Annotated in this window: 16 protein-coding genes; 12 read left to right on the plus strand and 4 right to left on the minus strand. The window is 71.8% G+C overall.

Going from position 1 to position 14,651, the window contains the following annotated elements:
• The first annotated feature begins 358 nt into the window (after positions 1-358).
• Positions 359-1,708, plus strand: a complete 1,350-nt coding sequence (locus QBJ89_RS19510) for a NupC/NupG family nucleoside CNT transporter (RefSeq protein WP_277982129.1) — start codon at positions 359-361, stop codon at positions 1,706-1,708.
• Between the two features lie 201 nt (positions 1,709-1,909).
• Here QBJ89_RS19510 and QBJ89_RS19515 read toward each other — a convergent pair whose 3' ends face one another.
• From QBJ89_RS19515 to QBJ89_RS19525, 3 genes are all read right to left on the minus strand, one after another.
• Positions 1,910-2,950, minus strand: coding sequence for a mannose-1-phosphate guanylyltransferase/mannose-6-phosphate isomerase (locus QBJ89_RS19515; RefSeq protein WP_277982130.1), 1,041 nt, complete (start codon positions 2,948-2,950; stop codon positions 1,910-1,912).
• 197 nt (positions 2,951-3,147) lie between these two features.
• Complete coding sequence (locus QBJ89_RS19520) at positions 3,148-3,618, minus strand: DUF3429 domain-containing protein (protein ID WP_277982131.1); 471 nt, start codon at positions 3,616-3,618, stop codon at positions 3,148-3,150.
• Positions 3,619-3,643: 25 nt separating this feature from the next.
• Entirely contained in the window at positions 3,644-3,790 is a 147-nt protein-coding gene (locus QBJ89_RS19525) for a hypothetical protein (RefSeq protein WP_277982132.1), read from the minus strand.
• 51 nt (positions 3,791-3,841) lie between these two features.
• Here QBJ89_RS19525 and QBJ89_RS19530 point away from each other — a divergent pair, with 51 nt between their 5' ends.
• From QBJ89_RS19530 to QBJ89_RS19580, 11 genes are all read left to right on the plus strand, one after another.
• Positions 3,842-6,286, plus strand: coding sequence for a flagellar hook-length control protein FliK (locus QBJ89_RS19530; protein WP_277982133.1), 2,445 nt, complete (start codon positions 3,842-3,844; stop codon positions 6,284-6,286).
• 16 nt (positions 6,287-6,302) lie between these two features.
• The gene (locus QBJ89_RS19535) at positions 6,303-6,953 is read left to right on the plus strand and encodes a flagellar basal body-associated FliL family protein (RefSeq protein ID WP_277982134.1); all 651 of its coding nucleotides are present in this window, start codon (positions 6,303-6,305) and stop codon (positions 6,951-6,953) included.
• Positions 6,954-6,959: 6 nt separating this feature from the next.
• Entirely contained in the window at positions 6,960-7,928 is a 969-nt protein-coding gene (locus QBJ89_RS19540) for a flagellar motor switch protein FliM (RefSeq protein ID WP_277982135.1), read from the plus strand.
• Positions 7,925-8,215, plus strand: a complete 291-nt coding sequence (gene fliN / locus QBJ89_RS19545; RefSeq protein ID WP_277982136.1) for a flagellar motor switch protein FliN — start codon at positions 7,925-7,927, stop codon at positions 8,213-8,215. Before QBJ89_RS19540 ends, fliN begins: the two co-directional genes overlap by 4 nt.
• Before the next feature lie 14 nt (positions 8,216-8,229).
• Positions 8,230-8,556: a flagellar biosynthetic protein FliO gene (locus QBJ89_RS19550; RefSeq protein WP_277982137.1), complete on the plus strand. Its 327-nt coding sequence runs from the start codon at positions 8,230-8,232 to the stop codon at positions 8,554-8,556.
• 175 nt (positions 8,557-8,731) lie between these two features.
• Positions 8,732-9,643: a flagellar type III secretion system pore protein FliP gene (gene fliP, locus QBJ89_RS19555; protein WP_277982138.1), complete on the plus strand. Its 912-nt coding sequence runs from the start codon at positions 8,732-8,734 to the stop codon at positions 9,641-9,643.
• Between the two features lie 83 nt (positions 9,644-9,726).
• Positions 9,727-10,008, plus strand: a complete 282-nt coding sequence (fliQ, locus tag QBJ89_RS19560; RefSeq protein ID WP_277982139.1) for a flagellar biosynthesis protein FliQ — start codon at positions 9,727-9,729, stop codon at positions 10,006-10,008.
• Positions 10,009-10,219: 211 nt separating this feature from the next.
• Positions 10,220-11,002, plus strand: a complete 783-nt coding sequence (fliR, locus tag QBJ89_RS19565) for a flagellar biosynthetic protein FliR (RefSeq protein ID WP_277982140.1) — start codon at positions 10,220-10,222, stop codon at positions 11,000-11,002.
• Positions 11,002-12,126, plus strand: coding sequence for an EscU/YscU/HrcU family type III secretion system export apparatus switch protein (locus QBJ89_RS19570; RefSeq protein ID WP_277982141.1), 1,125 nt, complete (start codon positions 11,002-11,004; stop codon positions 12,124-12,126). The genes fliR and QBJ89_RS19570 overlap by 1 nt, the downstream gene beginning before the upstream one ends.
• Positions 12,127-12,160: 34 nt before the next feature.
• A complete protein-coding gene (fliD, locus tag QBJ89_RS19575) occupies positions 12,161-13,693 on the plus strand; it encodes a flagellar filament capping protein FliD (RefSeq protein ID WP_277982142.1) in 1,533 nt (510 codons plus the stop codon).
• 17 nt (positions 13,694-13,710) lie between these two features.
• Positions 13,711-14,109 carry a flagellar protein FliS gene (locus QBJ89_RS19580; protein ID WP_219750848.1) on the plus strand — a complete coding sequence of 133 codons (399 nt, stop codon included), beginning with the start codon at positions 13,711-13,713 and terminating at the stop codon, positions 14,107-14,109.
• A 107-nt stretch (positions 14,110-14,216) separates the two neighbouring features.
• On the opposite strand, the gene QBJ89_RS19585 is transcribed toward QBJ89_RS19580, so the two are convergent.
• A complete protein-coding gene (locus QBJ89_RS19585; protein ID WP_277982143.1) occupies positions 14,217-14,495 on the minus strand; it encodes a GNAT family N-acetyltransferase in 279 nt (92 codons plus the stop codon).
• Positions 14,496-14,651 lie beyond the last annotated feature (156 nt).

Below are 14,651 nucleotides of genomic sequence, written 5' to 3' on the forward strand. Positions count from 1 at the left end.
CCTCCCCGGCACGGGGAGGGGGACCGCCGGCCGCAGGCCGGTGATGGAGGGGGCTGCCGCAGGCGGCGCGCTTCCCGCGAGCCCTCGACCGCTCCGGTTGCGCTCGCCTTCTCTCGATAGGCAGCTTACGTGGCGAGCCCCCTCCACCACCGCGCCGCGCGCGGTGGTCCCCCTCCCCGCCAAGCGGGGAGGATCTCCGCACTTCGCGTCGGAACTCCCCCCAACCCGTTGCGAATCCGGCACACCCCGCCCGAGTCGCGCGAACATGGCTGGCGGCGCGCGGCCACCGCTGTATGATCCGCCCCCGCGTGCGCGCCGCACCGCGCGCCCTCCCCGCGGCTCACATCAAAGAAGACGAATGCAGAGAATCCTGATCGGTCTCGCGGGCATCGCGGTGATCCTGCTGCTCGCGGTGCTGCTCTCCGCCGACCGCCGCGCGATCCGCCCGCGCGTCGTCGGCAGCGCCTTCGCGCTCCAGGCGCTGATCGCGGTGATCGTGCTCTACTGGACGCCCGGGCGCGCCGCGCTCGCCGGCGCCTCGGCCGGCGTCGCCGCGCTGCTCGGCTATTCGCAGCGCGGCACCGAATTCCTGTTCGGCAACCTCGCCAGTCCGGCCGTGGGCGGGCAGAGCTTCGCCATCGCCGCGCTGCCAGTGATCATCTTCTTCGCCAGCCTGGTGTCGATCCTCTATTATCTCGGCGTGATGCAGCTGGTGGTGCGCTGGCTCGGCGGCGCGATCGAGAAGCTGATCGGCACCAGCAAGGTGGAGAGCCTGTGCGCCGCCGCCAACATCTTCGTCGGCCAGAGCGAGTCGCCGCTGGTGATCCGCCCCTATCTCGCCGGGCTCACCCCGCCGCAGGTCTTCACCGTGATGACCAGCGGCATGGCGGGCGTGGCGGGGACGATCCTCGCGGCCTATGCCTCGATGGGAATCAGCATCGACTATCTGCTCGCCGCCAGCTTCATGGCGGCGCCGGGCGGGATCCTGATGGCCAAGATCATCATGCCCGACCGTCGTCTCCCGCCCGAGGGCGAGCTGGCGCTGGGCGACGTGCCGGGCGTGCCGCGCGAGGTCGCGCTGGCCGATCATCGCCGCACCGCGGCGGGGATCGGGCCGGCGGCGCTGCCGAGCGAGGCGGCGCACCCGGTCGCGGGCGAGCCGCTGCCCGACGCCAGCCACGACGAGGAGAAGCCCGCCAACCTCATCATGGCGGCGGCACAAGGCGCGCAGACCGGCGTCAAGCTGGCGGTGGCGGTGGGCGCGATGGTGCTCGCCTTCGTCGCGCTGGTGGCGCTCGCCAACGGGCTGCTCGGCGGCGTCGGCAGCTGGTTCGGCCATCCCGAACTGAGCTTCCAGGGGCTGCTCGGCTATGTCTTCCAGCCGGTGATGTTCCTGCTCAACGTGCCGTGGCGCGAGGCCGGGATCGCGGGCGGGCTGTTCGGCGAGAAGATCGTGCTTAACGAGTTCGTCGCCTATATCGATCTCGGCAAGCAGGCGGCGCAGCTCAGCCCGCGCACCATCGCGATCGTCACCTTCGCGTTGTGCGGCTTCGCCAATTTCTCCTCGATCGCGATCCAGATGGCGGTGACCGGCAGCCTCGCGCCCAACCAGCGCCCGACGATCGCGCGGCTCGGCCTGCGCGCGCTGGCGGCGGGCAGCTTGGCGAACCTGATGAGCGCCGCGCTGGCGGGGCTGCTGATCGGCTGAGGGCCTCCCCGTCAGCGTCGGAGCGGCACGACGGAAGACGACCTCTCCCCTCCCCTGAAGGGGAGAGGTCGGGGGTCGGGCGCTTCCACAAGCGCCGTTTTAGCGGAGCGCCCCCTCCCCAACGCCTCCCCTGAAGGGGAGTCGCCTGAGTTGCTCTAGATCGGCTTCCCTGGCCGGCGGAGATCGTGCGACGTCCCGCCCTTACTCCTTCATCGCCGCGAGCAGCAGCTTGACGTCCTGGCTGCGGCCGCGCGGCAGGATCAGGATGTCGGTGCCGCTGGCGACCACGATCAGGTCCTCCACCCCGACCATCGCCACCTTGGCGCCGTCGCTGCGCACCAGGCAGTTGCGCGAGTCGAGCAGAATCACCTCGCCCGCCACCACGTTGCCGCCTTCGTCGCCCGCGCTGATCGCGTGGAGCGCGTCCCAGCTGCCGACGTCGTTCCAGCCCATCGCCACCGGCACCACCGCGACGCGCTCGGCCTTCTCCATCACCGCATAGTCGATCGAGTCGGACGGCGAGGCGGCGAAGGCCTCGGCCTCGGGATAGATGCGCGTGCCGTCGCGCCGCGCGCCGTCGAGCGAGCGCTTCACCGCCGCCAGGATATCGGGCCGGTGCGCCTCCAGCGCAGCCAGATAGGCCTCCGCGCAGAACAGGAAGATGCCGCCGTTCCAGGCATGGTCGCCCGCCGCCACCATCGCCTCGGCGACGTCGCGCTGCGGCTTCTCGACGAAGCGCGCGACGCGGTGGACGCCGGCGGCGATCTCCTCGCCCACCTTGATATAGCCATAGCCCGTCTCGGGCGCGTCGGGGGTGATGCCGAACGTGACGAGCCAGCCCTGCTCGACCAGCGGCAGCGCGGCATGGATCGCGGCATGGAACGCCTCGCGGTCGGCGATAACATGATCCGACGGCATCACCAGCAGCGGGCTGTTGCCCTTCGCCACCAGCGCGGCGAGCGCGATCGCGGGCGCGGTGTTGCGGCCGGCGGGCTCGAGGATCAGCGCGCTCGGCGCGGCGCCGATGCCGGCGAGCTGCGCCTCCACCTCGTCGGCGTGCGCGGCGTTGGCGACCACCACGGGCGCGGCGAAGGCGTCACCGTGCGCGCGCGCGGCGGTGAGCTGGAGCATCGTCTCGTCCGCGGTCAGCGCCAGCAGCTGTTTGGGTTTTTCGGGCCGCGACATCGGCCACAAACGGGTACCCGACCCACCCGAGAGGATCACCGGCACGATCTCGGTCAACGTTATTCCCTTTCCCCCGGAGCGCGCGGGGCGCCCGCTTCGTCCGTGACAACACCTCGGCGGGCGCTTGGGTCCCGTACGGCCCTTTGTGCAGTGCGGCAATCGGCGTTAACCGCGTAACTGTTCCACCTTCGGCCGTTCTTCGTCAAACCGGGGGGTAAAGCGTTAACGTGTCGGCGCGCGACAGCGCCGCTCCGTCAGCGGGTCATCATCCAGGCCCAGCAGGCGGCGAGCCCGGCGCAACCGAGCAGCAGCTGGGGCACGCGCAGCCGCGCGAAATGCGCCGGCGCGTTGCCGCGCAGCGCGGCACGGCGGTCGAGCAGCGCCGCCAGCGCATAGCCCGCCGCCAGCAGCGCCACGGCAGTGGCGGCATAGGGCACTACCAGCGCCAGCCCCGCGATCGTGACATAGGCCACCGCGGCGGCGATCTCGACCGCGGTGGCAGCCCCGGCGCGCGCGAAGCCGAAGCCGCGCCGTACCCCGCCGATGAACGACAGGATCAGCGCGCCCCAGATGATCGCCAGCCGCACCGCGAGCACGCCCCAGGGCGCGGGCAGCACCCAGGCACCGACGCCGGCGGCGACGAGCGGGAGCATCGGGCCATAGCCGAAGACGAGGCTGTCGATCGGGATGGAGCGATCGGTCGGGGTCGGTGCGCGCGTCGCCATCCCCCCCGAACGCGCGAGCGCACGATCAGTCGCGCGCGAACCTGTCGTCGGCGGGCAGCACGATGTCGAGCGACGGCATCACCACGTCGCGGCGTGCGGGCATGGTGAGCTCGTGCGCTGGCGCTGAGCGTCTCGTCGGGATCGCCGGGCGGTACCCGCGGCGAAACGGCACGGCTCTTGCTGATGGTGGACCGTATCCTTCCACCAGCGCCCGGAGCCTGCCTTGACCACGATTGCGAGCCTGCTGCTGACCGCCGCCCCCGGCGCGCTGGCGACCCCCGGCGCGCCCGCCGGCGAGTCGCTCGCCGCCGGGGCGGGCGGGCGCGCCAAGCTCGCGGTGGCGGGCGGCACCTTCCTCGATCTCGTTGCGCCCGCGCTCGACGTCGCGACGGCAGCCGCGGGCGGCGAGCGGCAGGCGCTTGCCGTTCCCGGCAGCGGCTTGCCGGCCACGCCCGGCGAGGTCACGCCACTCGCCGCGGGTCCAACGGGCGAGGCCGCGCTCGCCTGGCTCGCCGACGCCACCGGGCTCGACGTGCCGCCCGCGCCCGCCCTTGCCGACGCGGTCGCCGCGCCGGCGACACCACGCCACACCGTGCCGCTGCCGGCCGGTACCGTCCTCGGGCGCACCGCCGCGGTCCGGCGCGCGATCGCGCCCGAGCTGCCCGCCCCGGCGCGTGAGACCGTAACCGCTGCCGCGCCGTCGCTCGCGGCGGACCGCGCCGCGACGGCGGAGGAGCCGGCGGCGACGGAACCGACCGCGGGCGAGACCCCGACGGTGGCGCCGGGCGAGCTGCCGCCGGCGACGCCGGTCGTGGCGGCCGACCCGCCGCCCCCGATCACGCTGCCGGTCGCGCCCGCGCCGAGCGCGCCAGCGACGACCACCGAGGCTGCCGCCGCGCCCATCGCGACGGCGATCGCCGCGCCGGCCCGCGCCGCCGTGACGCGCGCGGCGACGCCGACCCCGTCTCCCATCGTGCACGACGCGGTCGCGGCGGAAGCTCGGCCGGGCAGCGCTCTGCCCGCCGGGGCGGCACCCGCGACGGCGGCGGAGCCGGCACCGGCACCGGCGACGGCGACGCCGACGGCGCGGCCGCGAGCGGCCGCCGCCGACATGCGCGCCAGCCGCGGCGGCTCGCCCGCCCCCGCGGCTGAGTCGATCGCCGCCGCGCCCGCACCGACGCCGCGCGGCGCGACAGGTGACGCCGCCCCGAAGCGCGCTCCCGCGCCCACGACCGGCGCTGCCGCCGAGTCGCCGCTCGCCGCCGCGTCCACCGCGCGGGCGCCGTCCGCACCCGACGCGGCCGGGCCGAGCGCCGCGACGACGCCACCGGGCGACGCCACCGCGACGGTCGGTTCCGCGACCGACGCCGGCCCCGCGCCGTCACGCGCGACCGCGCGCCGCGCCGATCCGACCGACGTTCCGGCGCGCGCCGGCGCCGCCGCGCGGCCGGCGCCGGCCCCGATCGCCGTGGCGGACGAGATCGCCGCGGCCGTTGCCGCGCCGGCACCGTCCTCGATCGCGGCAGCCCCGCCGGCCGCTGCGCCGCCGAGCGAGCCGGCCAGCGTTCTGCGCGCGCCGCAGCGCACCGTCGCGAGCGAGACCGCTCCCGTCGCGGCGGCGCCGAAGAGCGAGCACGTGCCGGTGACGAGCCCCGACCCGCGCGCCGGCGCCTTCCCCGCCTCTCCGGCGACGACGGCGCGTCCATCCGCCGCCGCCGCCCCGGTCGCCGCCGCGGCGGCCGTCGCGCCGGTCGCCAGCGTCGCGCCCGTCATCGCCGCAGCGGCGCCGGCGCGGGTCGACGCACCGCTGCCGCTGGCCACGCCCGCGCCGTTCGCCCCGGCACCCGTCGCCACACCCGTCGTCGCGCCGGCCGACCCGGCGGCGACCGTCGCGCCCGAGCCGGCCGCCACGCCGACGCTCGACCCGGCGCCGCGCGCCGCGCCCGTTGCAGTCGCGCCGCCGACCGCTGCCGCACCCGCCGCCGCGGCGCCCGCGATCGCGAGCGCCGCGCGCACCTTCGCCGACGCGATCCACCGCGCCGTCACCGCCGACGAGCGCACGGCGCCCGCCGAGCCGCTGCCGACCGCGCAGCTCGCCCAGCCCGCCACCGGCGCAATCACCGCCGCCGCCGTCGCCGCGCCGCAGCCCGCCACCCAGCAGCCGCTCGACATGACGCACGGGCGCTGGCCCGAGGCGATGATCCATCGCATCGAGATGCTGCGCGACATGGCCAATGCCAATGACGTGCGCATCCGGCTCGTCCCCGACGCGCTCGGCGCGATCGACGTCGCGCTGCGGCGCGACGGCGACACCGTGCAGGTCCAGCTCATGGCCGAGCAGCCGCAGACGCGCGCGTTGCTCGCCGACGCGCAGCCGCGCTTGCAGGAGATGGCGGAGCAGCGCGGCATCAAGCTCCAGCACGGCGGCAGCGCGACGACGGGCAACGGCCCGGGCGGCAACGGCGCCGGCAGCACGCCGCAGCAGGGCCAACCGTCGTCCGGCGGGTCGCAGGCCGCGCAGACCGCCACCGGCCAGTCGCCGAGCAGCAACGCCGGCCAGCAGCCCGACCGCCAGCAGCCGCAGGCGCAGCAACAGCGCGCGCCGCGTGCCCCCGCTTCCGCCCGCCGCGTCGCCGACGCGGCCATCACCGATGATCGCATCGCCTGAACCGAGGGAATGACCGATGAGTGACACCGCAGCTGCCGCGCCCAAGAAGAAGGGCAAGATGAAGACGATCCTGGTCGGCGTCGTCGGCGTCGTCGTCCTGCTGGGCGGCGGCGTCGGCGCCGGCCTGTACGCCGCCAATTCCGGCCTGGTCGGCGGCGGCGGCGCGCACCCCGCGCTCAAGGAGGATCCCAACAAGCCCCATCTCGTCCCCAAGAGCGAGCAGAAGCGCGCCGGCGAGGGCGGCGAGGGCGGCGAGGGCGGCCACGGCGGCGGCGAGAGCGCCGAAGGCGGCGAGGGCAAGAGCGAGAACCATGGCGCCCCCACCCCCGAGGGCGCCGGCGGCGAGCCCTATGCCTCCAATTATTTCGCGATGGACAAGGAATTCACCTCCAACCTCCAGGACTCGGTGCATTTCGTCCAGGTCGGCGTGGCGGTCTCCACGCCCTATGACGAGAAGGTCATCAACAACCTGAAGACCAACGACATCGCGATTCGCTCGGCGATTCTCATGACGCTCGGCGACACCACCGAGGATCAGGTCTTCACCAGCGCCGGCAAACAGCAGCTCCAGAAGCGGCTGGTCGCCGCGATCAACCAGACCCTCCGCGAAAAAGAGGGTTTCGGCGGCATCAGTAACGTCTACTTTACCAACTTCGTGGTTCAGTGACTGGGCATGGTTAACGAGCCCGACCTCTCCGACTTCGGCCTGGAGCCCGACGCCACCGAGCGGCGCGGGCGTGGGCGCACCGACTCTCCCGTCGGCGTGACCAACCTCGGCGCCGGGTCGGGGGCGGCGGGCAAGCTGCATCCCTTCGGCGACCTCCACACGCTCCAGCATCTCTCGGCCCGCGCCGCGCGCGGGGTACGCCAGGTGTTCGAGGGCTATTGGCGCAGCGAGACGCGCACCTGGGCGGAGCCGCTCGAGGTGCTGCGTCTCGCCGACTATCGCGCCGCGCGCGGCGACAAGCTGACCGCCTATCTGCCGCTGACGATGGACGGCCGCCCGCTGCTGGTGGTGCTCGACTCGCAGTTCGTCGCCGAGCTGCTCGACCTGTTCTTCGGCGGCACCGGCGACGTCTCGCCGATGCTGGCGCTCGAGTTCACCCCCGCCGCCGACGTGCTCGCGCAGCGCGTCGCCGCCGCGATGGCGCGCACGTTGCAGAGCGCGTGGGAGCCGCTGGCGCGCGCGAGCTTCGGCGCCGAGCGGTGCGAGCTGAGCTCCAACCTGATCCAGGGGATCGAGGGCGACGACGTGGTGATCTCGACCCGCTTCGGCCTCGCGCGCGGCAACGCCAAGCCGCTGTTCGTCGACGTGCTCTATCCGGTCGCGACGCTCAAGCCGCACACGGTCGCGCTCACCGGCAAGGTGGTGGCCAAGCCCGCCGAGGTCGATGCCGAGTGGCGCACGCAGCTGACCCGCGCCGCGATGGGCGTGCGGCTGCCGGTGCGCTCGGTGCTGGCCGAGCCGTCGATCTCGCTCGCCAAGCTGATGGATCTCAAGGAAGGCGACGTCATCCCGATCAGCTTCGGCCCCGACGTGCCGATCGTGATCGGCGGCGTCGCGCTCGGCATGGGCACGGTCGGCACCTCCAACGGTCGCGCCGCGATCCGCATCTCCAAGCTCGAAGGACCCCTGCTATGAACGACATGACGAGCGGCTTCACGATCGACGCGGCGGTCGCCGCCAATCTGCGGATGCTCCAGGACGTCGACGTCAAGCTGACGGTGGAGATCGGCTCGACCACGCTGTCGCTGCGTGAATTGCTCGCGCTCGGCGAGTCCAGCGTGATCGAGCTCGACCGTCAGGCGGGCGAATTGCTGGATGTTCTGGTTAACGGCACGTTGATCGGACGCGGCGAAGTCGTCACGGTGGGCGACCGCTTCGGGGTGAAGATGACCGAGCTGGTCGCGCCCGAGAAGCGCGGCTGAAGGGCGACGCGACGATGATGTGGACCTATATCCTCAAGCTGGTGGTGCTGTTGCCGCTGGTCTGCGGCTTGATGATCGGGTGTCTGTATCTGTGGCGGCGGCTCGAGACTCGGCTGCCGGGCAAGACCGCGACGCGGATGATCGCGGTGCGCGAGACGATGATGATCTCGCCGGGGCTGCGACTCGCGGTGATCGACTTCGAGGGCAGCCGGTTGCTCGTCTCGGTCGGGCGCGGCGGCGTGACGTTGGTCGACAAGACGCCGGCGACCGGCGAGGGCGCGACCGCGCCGGTCGACCCGGTCGAGGCGGCGCGCGCGCTGGCGCGGGAGTTCCGCCGGTGAGCGGGGGTGAGACGGGATCCTGCCTGCGAGCGGGGAGGATTTTAGGCGTGCCCTCTCCTTCCGTCATCCTGAACTCGTTTCAGGATCCACCGTGCCGCAGGGGTCGAGGCCCCGGTCTGGCGGGCGACGTGGATCCTGAAACAAGTTCAGGATGACGCTGGGAAGGAGGATGCGGATGCCGACGATGCAACAGAATTACACCGTCACGCGCACCGGCGGCACCGCGGCGCTGATCCGCGTGCGCGCCGCCAAGCGCCAGCACACCTGGCGCGTGCTGCTCGCGCTCGCCGCCATCGCGGTGATGCTGTGCATCGCCTTCCCTGCGCTGGCGCAAGCCGGGCCCGCCGCGCCGCCGCCCGGCGCGCCCGCGGCGCCCGCGCCCGGCGTCGGCGACGCGGTCGACCGCGCGCTCGGCCAGCTCTCGCGCGGCGACGCCTCGAGCACGCCCGGCAACGGCTCGCTGTCGCTCTCGCTGCAAGTGCTCATCATCATGGGGCTGCTCACGATCCTGCCCGGGATCGTGCTGATGATGACGAGCTTCACCCGGATCATCATCGTGCTGTCGATCCTGCGCCAGGCGATGGGGTTGCAGCAGACCCCGCCCAACCAGGTGCTGGTCGGCCTGTCGCTGTTCCTCAGCTTCTTCGTGATGGCGCCCGCGATCAACCAGATCAACACCACCGCGATCCAGCCTTATTCGCAGGGTCGCATCGGCGGCACGCAGCTGATCCAGGCCGCAGGCGCGCCGCTCCACGCCTTCATGGAGAAGCAGACGCGCGTGAAGGACGTCACCATGTTCGCCGCCATGGCCAAGTCCGGCCCCTATGCCAGCCCGCGCGACATTCCTTATTCGGTGCTGCTGCCGGCGTACGTCACGTCCGAGCTGAAGACCGCCTTCCAGATCGGCTTCCTCGTCTTCCTGCCGTTCATCGTCATCGACCTGGTGGTGGCCACCGTGCTGATGGCGCTGGGCATGGCGATGCTGAGTCCGACGATCATCTCGTTGCCGTTCAAGCTGCTGCTGTTCGTGCTGGTCGACGGCTGGGCGCTGACGATGGGCAGCCTCGCCAACAGTTTCGCCACCTGACGCGATGGTAGAGGTGCGTTAACCAAGTTCCGCCATAGCCCGCCTGTCCCGACGCCGCGGGGCGACGCCATAGAGAAGCCCGCATGCAGCCGCTCGTCGACGCCGATTATTTCCTGACCGTCGCCAACCAGACGATGTGGGTGCTGGCGCTCACCGCCGCGCCGATCCTGATCCCGGCGCTGCTGTCGGGGCTGATCCTCGGCATGGTCCAGGCCGCCACCTCGATCAACGAGCAGACGCTGAGCTTCGTCCCCAAGCTGATCGTGGTCGCGGTGTCGATCATGGTGTTCGGCGCGATGATCCTCGGGCTGCTGAGCGACTTCACCAACGAGATCTTCGCGCGCATCCCCGACTTGGTGCGGTGAGCGCGTGACCGTGCTGCTACCTCCTTCTTCTCTTCTGTTCCCCGGCGAAGGCCGGGGCCCAGGCGAAAGACGTTTCGTGCCAGCCACAGCGCTCCACCCAACTGGACCCCGGCCTTCGCCGGGGAACAAGCGTGAAATGGAACGGTGTCGCTCCCTCGGGCGCCGTGCTCCTGCGTGCGCAGGAACACCGGCTCCACGGACCGCGCGATAGATGCTCGGCTTCGGCCTCGCCATCGAGCCCCAGCTGTGGGCAATGATCTTCGTGATGATCCGCGTCGGCGCCGCCTTCATCGCCGCGCCGGTGTTCAGCAACGTCTCGGTGCCGCTCACCGTGCGCGTGGCGCTGTCGGGCGCGATCGCGGTGCTGGTGCTCGGCACCACCCCCGTGCAGACCCCGCAGAGCGTGTTCGCGCTCGCCACCTTCGTCGCGGTCGCGGCCGAGGCGTTGGTCGGGCTCGCGCTCGGCTTCGTGCTCCAGATCGCCTTCGCCGCGCCGCTGGTGGCGGGCGAGATCATCGGCGGTTCGATGGGGATCGGCTTCGCCAATATGATCGACCCCAATTCGGGTCGCTCCAGCCCCGCGATCGGCCAGTTCCTGTCGATCATGATGACGTTGCTGTTCCTCTCGCTCGACGGGCACCTGGTGCTGGTCGACCTGGTGGTGCGCAGCTATCGCGCGCTGCCGCCGGGCGCCTCCTGGCTGGCGGCCGGGCAGCTGCGCGACATCGCGCTGTTCGGCGGCTATGCCTTTCTCGCCGGGCTGCTGCTGGCGCTGCCGGTCGGCTTCCTGCTGCTGTGCCTCAACCTCGTCATGGGGATGGTGTCGCGCTCGGCGCCGTCGCTCAACCTCTTCGCGGTCGGCCTGCCGGTGAGCCTCGCGGTCGGCGTGCTGAGCCTCGCGATCGCGCTGCCCGCCATGGGTGACTATATGCAGGTGATCGTGCGCGAGGGCCTCGCCGCAGCGCAGAGCCTCGTCTTCGCGGGCGCGCGCTGATGTCGGAGGGTGGCGACAAGACAGAAGCCCCAACCGACAAGCGTCGCAAGGACGCGCGCGAGAAGGGCGACATCCTCAAGAGCCGCGACCTCGCCACCGCGCTCGTCGTGCTGGCGGGCGTGTCGTGGCTGTTGTTCTTCGGCCCCGGGCTGCTCACCGCCTGCCGCGCGGTGATGGCGTCGAGCTTCACCTTCGGCCGCGCCGATATCGAGGATTTCGCGCCGTGGCGCCCGCTCGTCGAGGCCGGGTGGAAGCTGGCGACGCCGCTCGGCTCCTTGTTCGCGATCAGCGTGGCCGCCGCGATCGTCAGCCAGGCGGGGCTCGGCAGCTTCGGCTGGAACGGCTCGCTGATGGCGCCCAAGGCGTCACGCATCAACCCGGCCTCGGGGCTGAAGCGGATCCTCGGCATGTCGGGCTGGATCGAGCTCGGCAAATCGCTGCTCAAGGTGATCCTGCTCGGCACGATCGGCGCCTGGATGCTGTGGAAGACCGCGCATTTCAGCTTCGGCCTCGCCTCGTCCAACCTGCCCGTCGCGCTCGCCGGGCTGGGCGCGACGATGACCAACGTGCTGCTGGTGATGGCGATGGGGCTGGTCGCGATCGCTTTGGTCGACGTGCCCACCCAGGTCATGCAGCTGCTGCGCAAGCTGCGCATGTCCAAGCAGGAAGTGCGCGACGAGCACAAGGAGAGCGAGGGCAATCCCGAGATGAAGGGGCATATGCGCGCCAAGCAGCGTGCGATGCTCTCCGGCGGCATGCGCCAGGCGCTGACCGAGGCGCATGTCGTGCTCACCAACCCGACCCATTTCGCGGTGGCGCTGCGCTACGACCGCGGGCGCGACCAGGTGCCGGTGGTGATGGCCAAGGGCCGCGGCGCCACCGCGCTGGCGATCCGCGAGGCGGCGGGCGAGTTGCAGCTGCCGATCCTCGAATATCCCGCGCTCGCCCGCGCGGTCTATTACACCAGCCGCGAGGGGCAGGAGGTGCGCGACGACCTCTATGTCGCGATCGCCACCGTGCTCGCCTTCGTCTTCGGGCTCAACGAACGCGCCGGCGGACGGATGCCGGCGGTCGATGTGCCGCTCACTGCGCGATTTGACGAACATGGCGAGAAACAGGGGTAAATCTCCGCGGGCAGCGGTCGTTTAGAGAGGCATCATGGCGACGACGATCAGCAGCACCAGCAGCACGGCGACGACCGGCACGACGGCGACGACCAAGCCGTCGTCGACCTCGTCGGTCAACCAGTCCGCCGCCAACTCGGTCCTCACCTCGCTCGGCTCGGGCTCGGGGGTCGATACCGGCGCGCTCGTCACCCAGCTGGTCGACGCGCAGTTCGCGCAGAAGCGCGCGCAGCTCAGCTCGAAGAGCGACACGCTCACCGCGCAGATCTCGGGCGTGTCGACGCTCAAGAGCACCATCTCGGATTTCACCAAGGCGCTGGAGAATCTCGTCGAGGGCGGCTCGCTCGCGACCCAGCCCAACAGCTCGATGAGCGGCGTCGCCACCGCCAGCCCGGTCCCGGGCACCTCGGCCTCGGGGCTCAACAGCAGCGTCACCGTCAACGCGCTCGCCACCGCGCAGATCGCCACCAGCGCCAAGATCATGGCGCCGTCGACCGCGACGTTCGGCACCGGCACGCTGACGCTGACGCTCGGCACCGCCACCACCAGCGGCGGCGCGATGACCGGCTTCACCGCGGGCACCAACACCGACGGCAGCGCCAAGTCGTTCGCGATCTCGATCGACTCGAGCAACAACTCGCTGTCGGGCATCGCCGCCGCGATCAACGCCAAGAAGGCGGGCGTCACCGCCACGGTGATCAACGACGCCGACGGCGGCGCCTATCTCTCGCTCAAGGGCACCACCGGCGCGGCGCAGGCCTTCACGCTGGCGGCGAGCGACTCGTCCAGCCCGCTGGCGCAGTTCGACACCGGCTTCGGCACCACCAACAAGACCACCGTCTCCACCCAGGCGGGCAACGCCAAGCTGGTGGTCGACGGCGTCTCGGTCGAGCGCGGCAGCAACGAGGTCAGCGACCTGATCGCCGGCGTCAAGCTGAGCCTCACCGGCACCGGCACCACCAACCTCACCTCGACCCGCCCGGACAGCGCGCTGAGCAGCGCGGTGAAGGACTTCGTCGACACCTACAACCAGGTGCTGGGCGTGGTGAAGGAGCAGACCGACGCGATCAACGGCCAGCTCCGCGCCGATCCCGCCGCCAAGACGCTGCTGCGCACGTTGCAGGGGCTGACCAGCCGCGTGCTGCTGCCCGGCGCCGCCGCGGGCTCACCCGCGACGCTCGCGGCGATTGGCGTGCGCACGACTCGCACCGGCGAGCTCGAGGTCGACGACAATGCGCTGACCAGCGCGATGAAGAACGCGCCCGAGGCGGTTGAGGCGATGTTCACCAAGAGCAGCAATGGTGCGAACGGGCTGTACGCGGCGATGAAGTCGCTCGACCTCAACACCGGCAGCACGATCTACGGCCTGGGCGCCTCGTCCAAGCGCTTCCTCCAGGCGCAATCCGATCTGGGCAAGCAGAAGAGCAACGTCGATGATCAGGCGACGAAGATGACCTCGCGGCTGACGCAGCAGTTCTCCAGCATGAACGCGCGCGTCTCCGCCTACAAAGCCACGCAGTCGTTCATGCAGCAGCAGATCGACAATTGGACCAAGTCGACGGGTTGAGCGAGAGTTAGACGACCATGGCCTATGCTTCCGCCCTGCTGCGCGATCCGGCGCGTACCTATCGCGAGATCGACCTCGCCGGCCGCACCGCCGCGGCCGACGGGCCGGCGCTCGTCCAGTTGCTGTACGAGGAGCTCACCCAGGCGCTGCGCGTCGCCGCCTGGGCGGCGGACAACCGCCAGTTCGCCACGCGCAGCGAGCGCGTGACCCGCGCCACCGCGATCCTGTTCGCGCTGGAGGCGAACCTCGACTTCGACCGCGGCGGCGACGTCTCGCGCACGCTCGCGCGCTTCTACGCCGGCTGCCGCCGCCAGGTGGTGGACGCCAGCATCGGCACCGACGGCGAGCCGTTCCGCGCGGTGGCGTCGGAGCTGGAGGAGATCGCCGCGGCGTGGCGGATGGCGCGCGCGGCGTGAAGGAGAGGGGTTGGGGTGAAGCCTCGCCACGAATGCGGCGTGTGCGGAAGCGCCCCACCCCCGGCCCCTCCCCTGAAGGGGGAGGGCTTGGTTGCTTCGACCCGGCCTCACCGCACCAGGTCGCGATATTCCGGATGGCGCTCGATGAAGGCGCGCACGAACGGGCATTGCGGCACCACGCGCAGCCCCTGGTCACGCACTGAGTCGAGCGCGGCGCGGATCAGCCGCGAGCCCACGCCGCGCCCCTCGATCGCGGGCGGCACCAACGTGTGCGTGAAGACGATCGTGTCGCCCTCGAGCTGATAGGCCGCGACCGCGCGTTCGCCCGCGATCGTCAGCTCGAACTCCTGTTCGGAGCGATTGTCGCGGACCCGCTCGACGCTCACTGCCCGGGTGCCGCCGCGGGCGCGTCCGGGGCGCGCGCCACCGGTGCGGCGGGGGTGGCCTGCGCCTCCACCGCGGTCGCGGCGCCCTCGGCGGGCTCGCGCTCGCACGCGGCGAGCAGCGCTGCCGCGCCGAAGGTGAACACGGCGAGATTGGGG

Origin of the sequence: Sphingomonas phyllosphaerae (genome assembly GCF_029623345.1) — a bacterium.
Taxonomy (GTDB): Bacteria; Pseudomonadota; Alphaproteobacteria; order Sphingomonadales; family Sphingomonadaceae; genus Sphingomonas; species Sphingomonas phyllosphaerae_C.

Excerpts from the sequence above, each read along its gene's own strand:
- fliP (WP_277982138.1), top strand. The coding sequence starts at position 8,732 with ATGCCGACGATGCAACAGAATTACACCGTCACGCGCACCGGCGGCACC.
- fliQ (WP_277982139.1), top strand. The coding sequence starts at position 9,727 with ATGCAGCCGCTCGTCGACGCCGATTATTTCCTGACCGTCGCCAACCAG.
- fliD (WP_277982142.1), top strand. The coding sequence starts at position 12,161 with ATGGCGACGACGATCAGCAGCACCAGCAGCACGGCGACGACCGGCACG.
- QBJ89_RS19540 (WP_277982135.1), top strand. The coding sequence starts at position 6,960 with ATGGTTAACGAGCCCGACCTCTCCGACTTCGGCCTGGAGCCCGACGCC.
- QBJ89_RS19580 (WP_219750848.1), top strand. The coding sequence starts at position 13,711 with ATGGCCTATGCTTCCGCCCTGCTGCGCGATCCGGCGCGTACCTATCGC.
- QBJ89_RS19550 (WP_277982137.1), top strand. The coding sequence starts at position 8,230 with ATGATGTGGACCTATATCCTCAAGCTGGTGGTGCTGTTGCCGCTGGTC.
- QBJ89_RS19570 (WP_277982141.1), top strand. The coding sequence starts at position 11,002 with ATGTCGGAGGGTGGCGACAAGACAGAAGCCCCAACCGACAAGCGTCGC.
- QBJ89_RS19535 (WP_277982134.1), top strand. The coding sequence starts at position 6,303 with ATGAGTGACACCGCAGCTGCCGCGCCCAAGAAGAAGGGCAAGATGAAG.
- fliN (WP_277982136.1), top strand. The coding sequence starts at position 7,925 with ATGAACGACATGACGAGCGGCTTCACGATCGACGCGGCGGTCGCCGCC.
- QBJ89_RS19520 (WP_277982131.1), bottom strand. The coding sequence starts at position 3,618 with ATGGCGACGCGCGCACCGACCCCGACCGATCGCTCCATCCCGATCGAC.
- QBJ89_RS19510 (WP_277982129.1), top strand. The coding sequence starts at position 359 with ATGCAGAGAATCCTGATCGGTCTCGCGGGCATCGCGGTGATCCTGCTG.
- fliR (WP_277982140.1), top strand. The coding sequence starts at position 10,220 with ATGCTCGGCTTCGGCCTCGCCATCGAGCCCCAGCTGTGGGCAATGATC.